14 protein-coding genes are annotated in these 16646 nt (G+C 52.6%); 7 read left to right on the top strand and 7 right to left on the bottom strand.

The genetic code is table 11. From position 1 onward, the window contains the following. Window positions 1-56: 56 nt before the first annotated feature. The 3 genes from OQ371_RS05765 to OQ371_RS05755 form a co-directional block, all read right to left on the bottom strand. A complete protein-coding gene (locus OQ371_RS05765) occupies window positions 57-3125 on the bottom strand; it encodes a serine hydrolase domain-containing protein (RefSeq protein WP_265992833.1) in 3069 nt (1022 codons plus the stop codon). 301 nt (window positions 3126-3426) lie between these two features. Continuing rightward, complete coding sequence (locus OQ371_RS05760; protein WP_265992832.1) at window positions 3427-3657, bottom strand: hypothetical protein; 231 nt, start codon at window positions 3655-3657, stop codon at window positions 3427-3429. Window positions 3658-3971: 314 nt separating this feature from the next. Then, window positions 3972-4814, bottom strand: coding sequence for a T9SS type A sorting domain-containing protein (locus OQ371_RS05755; protein WP_265992831.1), 843 nt, complete (start codon window positions 4812-4814; stop codon window positions 3972-3974). A gap of 186 nt (window positions 4815-5000) precedes the next feature. Between OQ371_RS05755 and OQ371_RS05750 the strand changes: the two genes are divergently transcribed. From OQ371_RS05750 to OQ371_RS05735, 4 genes are all read left to right on the top strand, one after another. Then, window positions 5001-6896 (top strand): sensor histidine kinase, encoded by a 1896-nt coding sequence (locus OQ371_RS05750; RefSeq protein ID WP_265992830.1) that lies wholly within the window; start codon window positions 5001-5003, stop codon window positions 6894-6896. A 103-nt stretch (window positions 6897-6999) separates the two neighbouring features. Further along, window positions 7000-7695 carry a response regulator transcription factor gene (locus OQ371_RS05745; RefSeq protein ID WP_265992829.1) on the top strand — a complete coding sequence of 232 codons (696 nt, stop codon included), beginning with the start codon at window positions 7000-7002 and terminating at the stop codon, window positions 7693-7695. Between the two features lie 127 nt (window positions 7696-7822). After that, window positions 7823-8806: a porphobilinogen synthase gene (gene hemB / locus OQ371_RS05740; protein WP_265992828.1), complete on the top strand. Its 984-nt coding sequence runs from the start codon at window positions 7823-7825 to the stop codon at window positions 8804-8806. A 54-nt stretch (window positions 8807-8860) separates the two neighbouring features. Continuing rightward, entirely contained in the window at window positions 8861-10195 is a 1335-nt protein-coding gene (locus OQ371_RS05735) for a dihydroorotase (protein WP_265992827.1), read from the top strand. A 43-nt stretch (window positions 10196-10238) separates the two neighbouring features. On the opposite strand, the gene OQ371_RS05730 is transcribed toward OQ371_RS05735, so the two are convergent. Further along, window positions 10239-10442, bottom strand: coding sequence for a hypothetical protein (locus tag OQ371_RS05730; protein WP_265992826.1), 204 nt, complete (start codon window positions 10440-10442; stop codon window positions 10239-10241). A 141-nt stretch (window positions 10443-10583) separates the two neighbouring features. Between OQ371_RS05730 and OQ371_RS05725 the strand changes: the two genes are divergently transcribed. The 3 genes from OQ371_RS05725 to OQ371_RS05715 all read left to right on the top strand — a co-directional run bounded on the left by OQ371_RS05725 (window position 10584) and on the right by OQ371_RS05715 (window position 14195). Beyond that, a complete protein-coding gene (locus OQ371_RS05725) occupies window positions 10584-11993 on the top strand; it encodes a BatD family protein (RefSeq protein WP_265992825.1) in 1410 nt (469 codons plus the stop codon). Between the two features lie 82 nt (window positions 11994-12075). Further along, window positions 12076-13158, top strand: a complete 1083-nt coding sequence (gene aroC / locus OQ371_RS05720; RefSeq protein ID WP_265992824.1) for a chorismate synthase — start codon at window positions 12076-12078, stop codon at window positions 13156-13158. 92 nt (window positions 13159-13250) lie between these two features. Beyond that, window positions 13251-14195, top strand: a complete 945-nt coding sequence (locus tag OQ371_RS05715; RefSeq protein ID WP_265992823.1) for an FAD:protein FMN transferase — start codon at window positions 13251-13253, stop codon at window positions 14193-14195. 38 nt (window positions 14196-14233) lie between these two features. Here the strand turns inward: OQ371_RS05715 and OQ371_RS05710 are convergent, their stop codons facing one another. The 3 genes from OQ371_RS05710 to OQ371_RS05700 all read right to left on the bottom strand — a co-directional run bounded on the left by OQ371_RS05710 (window position 14234) and on the right by OQ371_RS05700 (window position 16540). After that, window positions 14234-14626, bottom strand: coding sequence for an ExbD/TolR family protein (locus OQ371_RS05710; protein WP_265992822.1), 393 nt, complete (start codon window positions 14624-14626; stop codon window positions 14234-14236). Window positions 14627-14710: 84 nt separating this feature from the next. Next, window positions 14711-15415, bottom strand: coding sequence for a MotA/TolQ/ExbB proton channel family protein (locus tag OQ371_RS05705; protein WP_265992821.1), 705 nt, complete (start codon window positions 15413-15415; stop codon window positions 14711-14713). 153 nt (window positions 15416-15568) lie between these two features. Next, window positions 15569-16540: a zinc-dependent alcohol dehydrogenase family protein gene (locus tag OQ371_RS05700; RefSeq protein WP_265992820.1), complete on the bottom strand. Its 972-nt coding sequence runs from the start codon at window positions 16538-16540 to the stop codon at window positions 15569-15571. Between the last annotated feature and the right edge of the window lie 106 nt (window positions 16541-16646).

Genomic DNA, 16646 nt, shown 5'->3' with positions numbered 1-16646 from the left:
AAATGGCGGGGGTACTTGACTTTGTATTTTTCAGATTTATTCCGCAAAAGTACAAATTACATCGACTGATAAATAATCTCATGGATCTGCCGACGAATTTTTTGCGTATTGATGAGGGTGTTTCCCGCGCTGGGGTGCACGCGGTTAGACAGAAAAATAAAGACAAGGTCGTAGTCGGGATCCACCCAAACCACGTTACCGGTAAAACCCGTGTGTCCAAAGGAGCGGGGCGACACCTGTGTGGCGTGGTAAACGCTGTTGCCGTCAACTTCGGGTTTATCCCAGCCCAGCACGCGGTGGCTACGGTCGCTCTGTGTACGAACGAATAGCGGCACCGTGCCCGGCATCAGAAACCGCTGACCACCGTAGTTTCCCCGCTGGAGGTTCATTTGCAGAATTTTGGCAATGTCCGTTGCATCCCCAAATAGTCCGGCATGACCCGAAATACCGCCCTGTAAAGCCGCTAACTGATCGTGAACCGTTCCTTGCAACAGGGAATTGCGGAAATAGGTGTCCTGCTCGGTGGGCGCAATCTTCGTACCCGGATGGCACTGGAGCGGGTTGAAGCAAAGGGTGGAGATGCCCAGTGATTTGTATAAATTCTCGTTCAGGAAGGTGTCCAGCGGTTGCTTGGAAACCCGTTCAACCAGCTTTTGCAGAATAACAAAGCTCAAATCGCTGTACACGTAGTTGTAACGGCCGTCCTCATCCATACGGGTTGTCAGCGGAGTTCGTACAATCCACTGCCAGATCGAATCGCGCAGGGTCGGGGCTGCGTACAAGTTGGGGCCAACTTGCAGCGAGTGTAAACTATCGCGCACGGTACGGTAATCAGCCACACCCGATGATTTCGCCCGCTCGATGGCCCGCGACAAACCCGCCGGTAAGCCGGTCTGGTGCAGCAGCACATCGCTAACGGTCATGTTCCGTTTGGTACCGTTCTGGAACTCGGGCAGGTAATAAGAAACTTTCTGGTTCAGGTCGATGGCCCCGCGCTCGTTCAGGAGCATGACGGCCTGCAGTGTTCCTAGTACTTTCGTGAGGGAAGCCAGGTCGTAGAGGGTTTCGTCCGTTACGCGCTCGAAGCTATTGTAGGTCAGCGTCCCGAAACTTTTGTCGTAAACTACCTTGCCCTTGCGCGCCACCAGCACCTGACAGCCCGGAAAGGCCCGGTCGCGAATGGCTTTCTGAATAACGGTTTCGATGTGCCGCAATTGGCCGGACCGCATTCCCACACTTTCGGGCAGGCTGTAGGCCAGTCGCTGGTTGGGGGCGGTTAGTAAGCCGTTTCCGATTTTCCAGTCACCAATAGTAACCGGCATGACGCCTTTGGCCGGAACCGCCCCGAAGATAACCTGCGGAACCACGCGCTGCATTTCTTCGCCATCTTCGTAGGCACACAAGACCGCATCGGCCTCCGTGCCAGCAAACGGGCGTAGGGCGTAGGCCGACCCGAAAGCACAAATCACCACCCGAACGCCTTTTTGCTTCAGGCGGTTGATCAGACTCAGCGATGCGTTGGTAACACCGTAATTCCAGCGGGCTGAAGGGCTCATCCGGTGGAAGCTAATGACCACCACATTGGCATTCCCAATCTGGCTGATCATCTCATCGACGCTGTGTTCATTTGACGGTTTTTCGCCGTATGTAAGCTGTTTAAACGGCGCATACCGGCCCAGCATTTTCTGGAAGCCGTTGCCATAATCCGTCCCGATTGAAACCGACGCCAGCCGCAGCGTATCCAGCGGGCCGATTGGCAGCAGGTTGTTGGTGTTCTTGACCAGCGTAACGGCCTGCTCACAAAGCTCCTGTTTGAGCAACTGCGCTTCCGACGAATTCAGATCGCGGTTGAGGTTTTCCAGTGGAACGGGTTTGTATTTGTTCAGCCCCGCCCAGTATTTGGCGCGCAGAATTTTCCTGACTTTCTCGTCAATCAGCTCCTGCGAAATCCGGCCTTCGTCAATGGCGCTCGCGATCTTGTGAACGGCATCGGGCACGTTTTCCGGGTACAGGAGAATATCGTTGCCTGCCATTAGGGCCCGCAGATTGACTTCTTCGGCGGGTAATTTGCCGATGCCACCCATGTTTAGTGCGTCGGTGAAGACCAGTCCCCGGAAGCCCAGCTCTTTCTTAAGTAATTCGGTAACTACTTTTTCCGACAAGGTTGCGGCCAGGCGGGGTGTATTGTCAACTACCGGTACGTGTAAGTGGCCGGTAACAACACCCATTAGGCTATCGGCAATCAGTTTACGAAACGGATACAGATCAATGTCATTCAATTGCGTCACCGACCGGCTGATGGTTGGCAGCGCCAGGTGCGAGTCGGTGCTGGCATCGCCGTGGCCCGGAAAATGCTTGGCCGTTGCGATGACGTGGTTGTGCTGCAAGCCTTTCATGTAGGCCACGGCTTTCAGGGCAACATTTTCCTTTGACTCGCCAAAGGAGCGGTTGCCGATCACTGGATTCGATGGATTGCTGTTGATATCGGAAACCGGCGCAAAGTTGATGTGGATACCCAATCGCTTGCATTGACGACCAATTTCGGCCCCCATGCGGTAGACAATCGCCGTATCGCGAATGGCGCCGAGCGTCATCTGTTTGGGGAAATCCATGGTGCTGTCGAGCCGCATCGCCAGGCCCCATTCGCCGTCAATACCGATCAGAAGGGGAATGTTGGCGGCTGCCTGATAGCGGTTGGTCAGAACGGCCTGACGGTTTGGACCGCCCTGAAAGAAGATGAGTCCGCCGATGTTGTAGTGACGAACCAGGGTTTCAATATATTGGTAGTGGGCTTCGTCCTGGTTGGAAAACGTGGCCACCATAAAAAACTGTCCAATCTTTTGCTCGCGGGTCATGGTCTGAAAGACGCTGTCGACCCACCGCTGCTGTTGCGGAGCCGACCCCAGCACTTCCACCGGATGAGCCGCCAGTTTATGACGCCACACTTCCGGAACGGCCTTGCGGACGGTTGGGGTTTCTTTCGAAAAAGAAGCCAGGAAATTGGTCGATAAAAGAGTTTGACGCCATACGGGCCGGGTTAATCCGGAACGGTCCCATCCAAAAGCTGTCAAAAAAACGGCCGTCAATCCAGCCAATATCACTCCCAGGACAACTTTAGTACGCATTTTGGTTAAGAAGTACGGTTACGTCAGGTTGTACAGACTAATCCATTTAAAGGATAAAGTTAATTAATTAACAAAAACATGCCTAATAATGGCCCCCTTAAAATCCTACATTTGTTGATAAAATTTGGTGACAACATTGAGTATTTTTCCTGAAGTAGCGGGAGGAGCGCGTGAAAAGGCCGTTAAATTCAAGACACAGATTAGTGGAGAAATTGCAATTACTGTGCCGTAAAAAACAAGTGGTGTCACAACCTACGTTGTAACACCACTTGCCGGGAGGAAATAGAAGATCTATAGAGGTCTACAGCAATTTCTTGCGGACCGTAACCCACGTTTGAATGAGTGAGGGCGTTGCCACCTTAGCGTAAGACGTGAAGGTACGTTTTTCAGTAACCGTCGTCGTTTTGCAGGCCATCACCGACTTATACTGTTTTGCTTTGCGGTGAGCAGAGAACAGATTATGCGGGTGACCCATTGCCGAAGCATTGAAGCCGGCACCAAGCAACAGGAAAATGATTACTAACTTTTTCATACTCTTCACGGGTTGGTCCCTTGTTAAGTTCTTTACAAAGATATGGGTTTTAGATCGTACCTTGCAATACATAGTACCTTGTTTTTCTAAAAAACTTTGTAAACGGTAGTATATATTGATAAACGGTATTGACCTTGTTCCTTTTACTTAATTTAAGACGCAGACAAGCCTAAAAGGTAACATAAAAGTACAGCGACTTTTTTACAGCCTTTCTATAAAAGTAAGTGAAGTGACTGATTCTATGGACAAACCACCTAAATGGAAGGATGAAACCCTGGCGGGGCTGGTTAATCCGTAGCTTTTACCGGATGAAATTAAGGAATAACAACTCGCTTAACCGCTCCGTCGTCGTTCTGCGTGACGTTGACGAAGTAAACGCCTTTGGCTTTCCGGTCAATATCAACTTGCCCGGCGTAGTTTCCGGAGAAGTCTTTTACATCTTTTTTGGCCACTTCCTTGCCGTCGGGCGTTGTCACCCGAATGCGAATGTCGCCTTTGGCGGGTGCCGTAAACCGGATATTTAACTGATTGGTCTCCGGATTATTGGGATACACTTCCAGGCTACGGATGGTGGAGGCTTTGGAACCCACACTCATCGACCAGCTACCGAAAGCATCTTCCATGCGTTGCCCAAAATTCTCCGGCCAGGCGAATTCCAGCCGTTTCACGCGATCAACCAGTGAGTCGGTATCGAATCGGAAGTGGTTCTGCAATTTTCCGTCCCTGTAAAACCGAAACTCACCCGGGCCAGACGGGCGGTTGGGCCGGCGGGCGGTGATGTCTTTCTGTCTAAGCAGCCGATCGGACGGGTGCTTGGAATGATTTGGTGTGTCATCCTGCCGGTAAGTATAGTGGCTGTCATTTTCATCAATTGTAATTGTGATCTGGCCCTTTTTATTGCCTCGTTTGGTTCGGATGGAATCCACCAGCCGGTTTACCAGCGCATCCCGTTCGTCATCGCGCATTCCGTTCAGCCGGTAAGTCCGCTCCAGTTCGTGAGCTTCGCCGAGCTCGGTGCGCTCTACGATCTTTACGTTGACGCTGTTTTTATCAGCATCGGTCTTCTTATCAGACTGAGCCAGCGCCGTCGCCGACCAGCCACTCATTACAAAAACTGCCAGCATCAGGCGGTAGCGAACTCCAGATTGTGTATTCATTTCATTCGTTGTTATACAGTCAGAAAACATTGCAAACGTAGAGTAATTCGAATTGTTTCGTTGTTAAAGTATGTTAAATGGACAGGGATGCTTTAGCCCGTAGGCCTTGATTTCCGTAATTTTAGGTGTGTTAACTAGCCAATAGATGTAGTTTGTAACTCGAATGTTGCACAGAAGGAATAAAAAATGACAAAACAACGCATACGCTGGATTGCCGCGTTGATGACGGTTGGGTTGCTGGGGCTGATTTCGCTGCAACTGTACTGGATCAACAACGCGCTGTCGTTGCAGAAAGACCAGTTTGATTCCCGCGTGACCGACGGTTTGCAGGAAGTGGTGCGGACGCTCGAGCGGCAGGAAATTTTATACCTGGCCCGGCAACGCATGAACCAGCAGGAACAAAAGCGCCAGTTGATGGCTATTTCGCGGCCTTCCGTCAGCAAGCAGCCGGAGAAAACCGTTACGAAAACGCCGGTTGAAACGCCGGAGTCACTGATTGCCCGGCAACCTAAAGAATCAAAACCGGTGATTACCGAACCGGAAGCTATCAATTCGTCGGTAGCGGTCGGTCATTGGCAGCAAACGCAGGTATCGCCCTCTGATGCTTTTCAAGTGGACGTTCAGAAGCTGTCGGCTGTTCAGCAGAAACATTTTGAAGATCTGGTGCGGCAGCAGGACGCGCTGGGGCCGGATGAATTCTGGGAGTTGCAGCAGCAGCAACAGCGGCATTTTAACCGGCTGGTCGATCAGATCTTTGAACGTCAGCTGCGGTTGATGTACGGCCAGCCCATTATCGACAGCGTGACGGTTATGAAAAGTCCGGTGAAGCGAACGCAACTGGCGCGCAAGCTACGTCCGAAACGGAAGTCGCCGGTATCGTCGCCCATCGTGGAGGCTCCAACGACCAAGGCGGGTCTGCAGAAAGTAGAACAGCAATCGGAGATGGTCAAAGGAGTGGTGCGCGATCTGTTGTTTGCCAACCGGCCCATTGAAAGCCGGGTCAACCGAGCGGTGCTGGACTCGCTGCTGAAGCAAACCATGGAAGACCGGGGCATTACCATTCCGTTCGAGTACGGCGTTCGGGCTCATTCGGGCATGGGGGCGGCCAAGCCGCAACTTTTGTTTGCTTCACACTCCGAAAATCAGGTGCTGGGTAAAAAGAAGATCTATAAAGCCACGCTGTTTCCCAACAATTTCTTGGAGCGGGGCAATTACGTTTACGTCTACTTCCCGGATCAGCAGCAGTTTATCCTGCGAAAAATGACCGCCATCCTGGCCGGTTCGGCGGTGCTGGTGCTCGTGATCATGGCGTGCTTCTACGTTGCAATCAGCACCATTGTCCGTCAGAAAAAACTGGCCGACATCAAAAACGACTTTATCAATAATATGACGCACGAGTTCAAAACGCCGATTTCGACCATTTCCCTGGCGGTTGAAATGGCGCAGGAGCAACTCCGACACGGTATTGAACAGTCAGAAGAGCCAACCACGCGCCTAACGCGCTACATGGGCATCATCCGCGACGAAACCCGTCGGCTGGGCACCCACGTTGAAAAAGTGCTGCAAATGGCGCTGCTCGACCGGGATACGGCGGGCAAAGGGGGCGTTAAGCTTAAACTGTCGTCGGTCAACATTCACGATGCGATTGGCAACGTACTGAATACCATCGGTTTGCAGATCGAGCAGAAGCAGGGGGAGGTCCACCTGGATTTTGAAGCCGCCGATGAACTTGTGGAAGCCGATGAGGTCCACCTGAGTAACATATTGTATAACCTGCTGGATAACGCCATCAAGTATTCGCCCGAGCACCCGGATATCACCATCCGGACGCGCAACGTTGAAAACGGCGTCAGTATTACCGTGGCCGACCAGGGCATCGGGATGACCCGGGACCAACTTAGCCGGATTTTTGAGAAATTCTACCGCGTGCCGACGGGCAACCTGCACGATGTGAAGGGTTTTGGTCTGGGCCTGAGTTACGTCAAGAAAATGGTCGAAGAGCACCACGGTTCCATCCAGGTGACGAGCCAGTTAGGAAAAGGAAGTACGTTTGAATTAATTTTGCCATACCATCAATCATAATCTCTCTGATTACCTCCTGCCCCTCCGCTTGACTCCGCGAAACTTACAAAGCTATTTCGCGGAGTCAAGCGGAGGGGAGAGAGTTGAGCGGAGAAGAAACCATATGCCTAAGCTCTTACTGGTTGAAGATGACCCGAATCTGGGTTTGTTGTTGCAGGAATACCTGAACTCGAAAGGCTACCACACCGATCTGGCCACCGACGGTAATCAGGGCTGGCAGCGGTTTGTGGACAATGCCTACGATCTGTGTTTGTTTGATGTGATGCTGCCCAAGAAAGACGGTTTCTCGCTGGCGAAGGAGGTCCGGATGTCAGGGCGCGATATCCCGATTATCTTCCTGACGGCCAAGTCCATGAAAGAAGATACCATTCAGGGGTTTCGGATCGGGGCCGACGATTACATGACCAAGCCGTTTAGCATGGAAGAACTGCTGCTGCGGATTCAGGCCATCCTCCGGCGGTATCAAAAGACGGATAACATTCCGCAGCAAACCACTTACCAGATTGGTTCATTTTCGTTTGATTTTGCTCACCAGATCCTGACCCGAAATGGGGCCAACGGCGATTCGCAGGCTGTCAAACTAACCAGCAAGGAAGCGGCTCTGCTCAAACTTTTTGCCGAGAATAAAAACCAGCCGCTGAGCCGCAGTTTCGCCCTGAAACTCATCTGGGGCGACGACTCCTACTTCAACGCCCGCAGCATGGACGTTTACATTACCAAACTGCGCAAATACCTGAAAGACGACGAATCGGTGCAGATTGTCAACCTGCACGGTGAAGGATTTAAGCTGATGGCCTGATTTTCTTCGCTTTTTCCGAACGCAGCGGACAATCTTTAACGTTCTTCCAACAGGACGCCGGGATGTTCCGCTGCGTTTTGTATGGATAAAAAACACAACCTTTGCGATTGCAATCAGGAATATCGACATGTTAAGAAGACCCCGCAGAAATAGAAAATCGCCCGTGATCCGGGAGTTGGTTCAGGAAAACTCGCTTTCGCTCTCCGATCTGATTTACCCCATGTTTGTTATGGAAGGAGAGGGCATCCGCTCCGAAATCGCTTCCATGCCGGGTGTGGCCCGGTTCTCGCTGGATTTGCTGCTCGAAGAAATGCAGGAGTGCGTTGATCTGGGATTGCGCACCTTCGCCCTGTTTCCCAACCTGCCCGAAAGCAAAAAAGACAAATATGCCACGGAAAGCCACAACCCCGAAGGGTTATACTTGCAAGCCGTGAAAGCCATCAAAAGCCGTTTTCCCGACGTGGCGTTAATGACCGACGTTGCGATGGACCCCTACAGCTCCGACGGTCACGACGGGGTGGTGCAGGAAGGGCCAAACGGTTTTGAAATTGTTAATGACGAATCCCTGGTTATCTTGGCTAAAATGGCTGTGGCCCAGGCCCGCGCCGGAGCCGACATTATCGGGCCGTCGGACATGATGGACGGCCGCATTGCGTACATCCGCGAAGCGCTGGATGCGGAAGGATTCACGAACGTTTCGATTATGGCCTATACCGCTAAATACGCGGGTGCGTTCTATGGACCGTTCCGGGATGCGCTGGATTCGGCCCCGCGGTTTGGCGATAAGAAGACGTACCAGATGAACCCGGCCAACAGCCGCGAAGCCCTGATTGAAGCCGAACTGGATTACGCTGAAGGGGCCGACTTTCTGATGGTGAAACCGGCGATGGCGTATCTGGACATCATCAAACTGCTGAACGACAACTTTGATCTGCCGATTGCTGCCTACAACGTTAGCGGAGAATACGCAATGGTGAAAGCCGCTGCGGCCAACGGCTGGATTGACGGGGAACGGGCGATGCTCGAAATCCTGACGGCCATGAAGCGGGCCGGTGCCAAAATCATTCTGACGTATTTTGCCAAGGAGGTTGCCCAACTCCGGAAATCCTAAGACTTTCCCAAGCCCGTAGCGGGAGGTTTCGGCTTCCCGTTCTACCTTTGCAGCATGAGCAGCCTATTAATCCGCAACGCCCGGTTGATCAACGAGGGCATCATTCGCGAAACCGACGTTTTTTGCAAGAATGGTTTTATCGAACAGATCGGTTCCGGTCTGGGCCAGTCGGCTGATACCGTTATCGACGCGAAGGGAAACTATTTATTACCCGGTGTCATTGATGATCAAGTCCATTTCCGCGAGCCCGGTCTGACCCACAAAGCCACCATCCAGTCCGAAGCGCGGGCGGCCGTGGCCGGGGGCGTCACGAGTTTTATGGAAATGCCCAACACGGTTCCGAACGTGCTGACGCAGGAATTGCTGGCTCAGAAGTACGGAATTGCCGCCCGGACGTCGCTCGCCAATTACTCTTTCTTCATGGGTGGTTCGAACGACAATCTGGACGAGGTGCTGAAAACCGATCCGGAAACCGTTTGCGGCATTAAGATTTTTATGGGTTCTTCAACCGGCAACATGCTGGTCGATAATGCGAAAGTGCTGGAAGAAGTATTTCGGAAAAGCCCGATGCTGATTGCAACCCACTGTGAAGACGAGGGCACCATCCGGGCAAATGCGGCTCATTACCGGGAAGTCTACGGAGATTCGGCGACCGCAGCCATCCATCCGCTCGTCCGGAACGAAGAAGCCTGCCTGAAATCCTCATCCATGGCGGTGGAACTAGCCCGGAAGCACAACACCCGGCTGCACATTCTGCACATTTCGACGGCTGACGAACTGGCGTTGTTTGACAACACCGTTCCGCTGAAAGAAAAACGGATTACGGCCGAGGTCTGCGTTCATCACCTCTGGTTTGATGCCGACGATTATGCGCGACTGGGGAACCTGATCAAGTGCAATCCGGCCATCAAAGCCCCGCACCACAAGCCGCAACTCTGGCAGGCGCTGCTCGACGACCGGCTGGACATCATTGCCACCGACCACGCCCCCCACACCTGGGACGAAAAACAGCAGCCGTACTGGCAGGCGCCCTCGGGTTTGCCGCTGGTACAGCACCCGTTGTTGCTGATGCTGGAAGCCGCCAGCCAGGGAAAAATCTCCCTGGAAAAAGTGGTTGAGAAAATGTGCCATGCTCCAGCCGACTGTTTCCAGATTGACCGGCGTGGTTACGTTCGGGAAGGCTATTGGGCGGATCTGGTGCTGGTTGACCCGGCTCAGAAAACCGTGGTTGCAAAAGATACCATTCAATACCAGTGCAGCTGGTCGCCGTTGGAAGGAACGGTTTTCGGAGCTGCCGTGACCCACACCGTTGTATCGGGCCATGTCGCCTACGCCAACGGCCGGTTTGATGATACGACTTTGGGCAAGCGCTTACGGTTTGCCCGGTAACAAAAAAGGTCGGCTTCAGCCGACCTTTTTTGTTTAACCTTGCTTAGGCAAGCTTTCGCCTGTAAAAACATCGGTTAAGAACGGATAAATATAAATTACTAAATTTCTCGTAGCACCAGGATTTTAATTGTTTTACCTCCCCCGGTACGAGAAGGCCAATCGCTTTTTTCAATTCCTTCTCAAATAATTGCTTGTCAAAGCTTACTTTTTGGAGGATTGTCTTGATGTACTCCAGCATTGTTGCCATACCACATACTTCGGTTTTTTTGGTTAGAGTTTTGAGGATCTACTCCACTAGTCTAAAATTAGCCAACTTCGAGAAAAGACCGTCCATCGGCATCTCAAAATTGTAACGCGTTGTGCTTATTTTTGTTGTTCAAATTTAGAGATGAAATTTTTAAAATTCCAATTATTAGTTGTATTATTTTTTTACGGCCCGCTGAACCTGAAAGGGTTAGCTCAGGAGCCCTCAATAGCTATTGAAATAGGCGAAACCGACATTTCGATTGAACGGCCCTTTACGATTTCGGTGATCATTAAAAACAGTGATTCCCGGCCTATTATCAACTTTCCTTCCATCAAAGGCTTCATTAAAAAAGGCACCACCACCAGCGTGACGCCCGTTGAGATCAATGGGAAAGCCGTTGTCTCTCAGTTAATTACTCAGTCCTATACCGCGGTTCGCCCGGGCCAGTATCGTTTGCCACCTTTTGAATTGATTGTAGGAGAGACGACCATCCAGTCTGAGGAAGTTATTATTACCGTTCAGCCTTCGGCTACTTCAAAGGATACCCTGGCGGCTCAGCTGGTCGCTCCGGCGGCTATCAGTAAGAACGACGTTTTCCTTTCACTGAGCACTTCAAAGAACGCTGTTTATACCGGAGAAGGATTTTCGTTAAAATTGTCTTTTTTCGTGGCGGAATCCTACCCCTTCGAGTTAACGTTTTATGAACTTGATCAGCAGCTGCAACAAATTCTGAAAACATTGCGCCCGCCCAATTGCTGGGAGGAAAATGAGGGCATTACTGACCTGTCGCGGCATCCGGTGGTACTTAATGGCAAACGCTACGCTGAATACCGAATCTACCAGGCTACTTTCTTTCCGCTCAACAAACAATCCATCCGAATTCCGTCGGTCAATCTCAGGCTGCTCCAATACCGTCCGGCCGCTAAGCCGGGTGGAGAACGCAAAAAAGAAATTGTGTCGTATGTCACCAGCCCGCTCGCCATCATGGTAAACCCGCTGCCGCCCCATCCGTTGCGCGATCAGGTGGCCGTCGGTCAATACCGGCTTCTCGAAAACATCCTGCGGAAAAATCCCGCCGTGGGGCAGAGCGTGCAGTACAACTTCCGGATTACGGGCGAAGGCAATATTGCGTCGCTTGCAGCCCCGACCGTAACGGATTCAACAACATTTGACATTTTTCCGCCGAGCGCCAAAGAGTCCATCAAGCGATCCGGCGGTACGGTCTCGGGATACAAAAACTTTTCGTACGCCCTGGTTCCCCGGCAAAACGGCAAGTTTCCGCTGGCTTCGTATTTTCAGTGGATTTATTTTAACCTGAAGCAGCAACGGTATGACACCCTGCGGTCGGCCATCACCCTGCGCGTGGGCGGCACGGCACTGCCCGAGGGCGATACCGTGCAAATCAGCTTACCGGGATCTATCTATACGGGTATTGAACAAACGGATAGCTCACGCCAGCCCATCAATCTTCAGGAACTGGTGCGAATAGGGGTAAATATCCTGCTGGTAGGCATGATTCTGGGAATGATGTATTTATTTTGGAAAAAATAAGCGAAGATGCGAGCGGATGGACAAAAGAATAAAGACCGTTCACCTCGTCTCGCTTGACATATTTTTCACTTCTAGGTAAGCAATGAGCAGTACATACGGCACGCTTTTTAAAATAGCTACATTTGGCGAATCACACGGCGCGGCCATCGGCGTCATCATCGACGGGTGTCCGGCCGGGTTGGAAGTCGATACCGCCTTTATTCAGTCGGAACTGGACCGCCGGAAGCCCGGCCAGTCGCGAATTACAACGCAACGGCGCGAGAAAGACGAATTTCAGGTGCTATCCGGCATTTTCGAAGGAAAAACAGAAGGGACCCCCATCAGCCTGGTGATCTGGAACGAAGACCAGCGCAGCAAAGATTATTCGCACATCTCCCAGCAGTTTCGGCCTTCGCACGCCGATTACACCTACCAGCAGAAATACGGGGTGCGGGATTACCGGGGTGGTGGACGCAGTTCGGCCCGCGAGACAGCCGCCCGGGTGGCCGCCGGGGCGTTGGCGAAACTATTGTTGAAGCAACAGGGCGTCAGCATTCAGGCGTATGTGTCGCAAGTGGGAAAACTGAAACTCGAAACCCCGTATCAGCAACTCGAACTGGCCAAAGCCGAAGAAAACGCCGTGCGGTGCCCCGATCCGGAACTGGCGCAGCGGATGTTCGACTACATCGACGAAACCCGCAAGCAGGGCGATTCGGTGGGGGGCGTGGTATCCTGCGTCGTGACGGGTGTTCCGGCGGGCTGGGGAGAGCCGGTTTTCGATAAACTTCATGCCGAGCTGGGCAAGGCTATGCTGAGCATCAACGCCGTAAAAGGCTTCGAATATGGCAGCGGTTTTGCCGGAACGGAACTGCACGGTTCCGAGCACAACGATCCGTATTACGTCGATGAGGGAACCGGCCGCGTTCGGACGACGACCAACCACTCCGGCGGGATTCAGGGGGGCATTTCCAACGGCGAAGACATTTATTTCCGGGTAGGGTTCAAACCCGTGGCAACCATCATGCAGGATCAGGAAAGCGTGGATGTGAACGGAAATCCAGTGGTAGTGTCGGGTAAAGGCCGGCATGATCCCTGTGTTGTTCCGCGCGCGGTTCCGATTGTGGAAGCTATGGCCGCGCTCGTACTGGCTGATTTCTACCTGCGGAACAAAGTAGCGAAAGTATAACGACGGCTTTGTCAACTCTTTCAACCAACAGAGTACGAACGGTTTTGGGCCTGGGGCGTATCGGCGCCTGCCTGTTCCTTTGCTGCACGCTAATGAACGGGCCGACGCGCGCCCAGTCCTTGAAGCGGTACACGTTTGACCGGGGACTGTTTGGGACCGAATACCGTAAAGTTTTCTACGCGCCGGACGATAGCACGGCCCAACGGGTTCGGCGGGCGGTTGACGCCCGGATGGATTCGCTGAATGAGGTGATGAGCGATTACCGGGACGGAAGCGAAATCAATCGGCTTTCGGCCACGGCCGGGTCGGGGCAGTGGGTGCGGGTTTCGCCTTTCCTGTACGATGTTCTTCAAAAAGCCGTTATGATGGCCCAAAAATCGGACGGTTTGTATGACCCCACCATTGGACCCTTGTCGCAGCTCTGGCGTCGGGCCGTTCGGCGCAACATCTTTCCCTCCCGGAAGGAGTTGAGAAAAGCACACCGGCTGGTCGATTACCGGTACATCCGGTTTGACTCGGTGGGCCGGAGAATAAGCCTGAAAAAAGCGGGTATGCGGCTGGATGTGGGCGGTATCGGTCAGGGGTTTGCCAATGACGAAGGAATGAAAGTGCTCCAGCAATTGGGCATCCGGTCGGCCCTGCTGGACATTGGCGGAGATATTCGGGTGAGCGAACCACCCCCGGGCGAATCGGGCTGGCGGGTACTGACGGGTTTTGGCACCGACACCACCACCTTACTCCTCAAGAACGTCGGAATCACGGCTTCCGGCGCAACCTACCGGTACCTCGAACACGAGGGGAAACGGTATTCGCACCTGATGAATCCGCGGACGGGCCTGGGGCTGCTCCACGACGTTCAGACGACGGTTCTGGCCCCCGACGGTACGCAGGCCGACGCCCTGACGAAAGTGTTTAGTGTAGCCGGGATTCGGAAAAGCAGTCGGCTGATGCGACGATTTCCGGGTGTAACGGTCTGGGTTACGGAAAACCGCAACGGCCACCTGACCCGCTGGACTTTCAAAGAAAGAGACCGGTAAGCGAAGCTCACCGGTCTCTTTGTAGCGAATGGATTGGCTTATTTCGAGGTTGCCATTACCATTTTTATGTTCAGCTTGGCTCCTGTTTGCAAAATATCGACCAGGTCCTGAACGGCCAGCGTTTTATCAACCCGAACCACAATCGTTGGTTCGGCCACATCTTTCATCACCGTTTGCAGCTCCATTTCCAGGTTTTCGGGCGATACCGGCGTTTTATCAATAAAATACCGTTTCTCGGCGTCAACGGAAAGCGTCACCTGCTTTTTGCTGAGCTGCTGCGACGACGATGCTTTCGGCAGCATCAGCTTAATGACGTTCGGATTGGCCACCGTCGAGATGATCAGAAAGAACAACAGCAGGAAGAACATGATGTCGTTCAGCGAAGAGGTGGCAACCTCGGCGGCAAATTTATTTTTTCTTCGAAATTTCATAAGAGAGGATAGAATAAAGACAAGAGACGAAAGACAGACTAATGAGCAGCGTTGGTCTTTGCTCCCCTGTCTACCTTCTTTGTCTTATCGGACCCGCGCGGCTTCGGTTGGTTTTTGCAATACTTCCATGAACTCGAACGAGTTGATTTCCAGCTTCAGCGTAAATTTCTCGATGAGCATGTTGAGCAGGTGATACCCGGTATAGGCAATAACCCCCACAATCAGACCGGCGCCGGACGTAATCATTTTTTCGTACAGACCGCCGGCGATGATCCCGACACTGATGTTGTCCGAGAGCGAGATGTCGTAGAAAATCCGGATGATCCCCGAAATGGTACCGATAAAACCGAGCATCGGCGCAATACCGGCGATGATTCCCAGATAGCCCAGGTTGCGTTCCAGCCGCGACAACTCAATCTGACCGACGGTTTCCAGGGTGCCTTCAATATCTTTAATGGGCGAACCAATGCGTCCGACGGCTTTTTCGAAAATCCGGCCGATGGAATTCCGCTGGTTTTTGCAGAAGGATTCGGCGGATTTGATATTTCCCTGCATCACCATGTCTTTCACGTTGTCAATGAAATTATCGTCGACGCGGGTGTTGCTGCGGATGAACAGCCAGCGCTCGATAATGAGGTACAACGTCAGGAAAAACAGGATGGAGATGGGGATCATGACCCAGCCGCCTTTGGCTACCAGATCGAAGAGTTGCATACTTTGGGCCGGAGCTGCGGCTGCCGTGGAGTCGACGGCTGAAGTACCCGTCGTTGGAACTTGTAATAGAATCATGTGCGCTGTAAATCAGATAATCGGTTTTTATCGTTGCCACTAAACCGGTGCAGAAGCCTTCGTTTGTCAACGCCTTCCGGCCGGATTTATTGTAATTGATAGGTGTTCAAATATAACGAAACAATACAGAGAAACGGTTGGAAAACTTAGTATTTAGGCTTTTAGCAGAATCTTTCCGCGCCGTCCGGCCCGTTCGCTGTGTTCAATGGCTTTTTTTAGATCGGTAAGCGCATAGGTCGCTTCCACCGGCACCTGAATCTGGCCGCTCACGAGCAGCGTAATTACGTTGCGGGCCACGTTCTGCCGCGTCTGGCTGTCGACCCGGCGCATCCAGTCGGTCAGCCAGAATCCCTTGATGGTTAATTCCCGGAAAATAATCAGGCCCGCGTTGAGCGAGGGGTTTTGCAGACTCAGTACACCGTAGAGCAGCATCGTACCCCCTTTGGCCAGACACTTCAGCGCATCGGAGGTGGTATTGCCGCCCACCGCTTCCAGCACGCAGGCTACACCGCGTCCCTGGGTGATGGCTTTCACGCGGGTGGTCAGCTTTTCCTTTTCGGTATTGATGATTTCGGTCAACCCGAGGGCTTTCAGTTCGTCGTCGAGGTCGTTGTGCCGGACGGTGCCAATGGTTTGAATGCCTTTCATCTTGCACAACTGAATCACCAGTTTGCTGAACGATGATCCGGCGGCTGTCAGGAGCACCCACTGCCCGGGCTGTAGTCCCGACTCTTCCACCATGGCGTAGGCCGAAAACGGGTTGACAAACAACTGGGCCGCCACCTCGTCGGACAGCGAATCGGGCACCGGAATTAAACTGCGCTGGTTGGCCAGCACGTACTCCGACCAGGCCCCGATGGCCGTGAAACTCACCCGGATGCCGGTACGCATGGTGACGCCTTCACCCAGTTTATCGACTATGCCGACACCTTCAAAACCCGTCCCTGAGGGCAATTCGGGCTGGGTGCCGTACATATTCTGGACAAACAGCAGGTCCGACGGATTGATTGGACTGGCAATAACTTTAATCCGGACTTCACCGGGCCCCGGTTCGGGCAACGAGGTTTCGATAACCTGGAGAACGTCGGTGGGTTTGCCGATGGATGAAAAGGAAACGGTTTGCATGGTAAGGGTAATGTTGATGAGTAAACAATAGCCTGTTCACAAAAGTACAAGGCAATCTGTAGTTACCGACCGTAAAGTAGGTCTGAATGGACAAACTTTCTATTTT

Source organism: Larkinella insperata, from assembly GCF_026248825.1.
GTDB classification, from domain to species: Bacteria; Bacteroidota; Bacteroidia; order Cytophagales; family Spirosomataceae; genus Larkinella; species Larkinella insperata.
The sequence above is the reverse complement of the archived record's forward strand: the minus strand, read 5'-3'. Positions and strand labels throughout refer to the sequence as shown.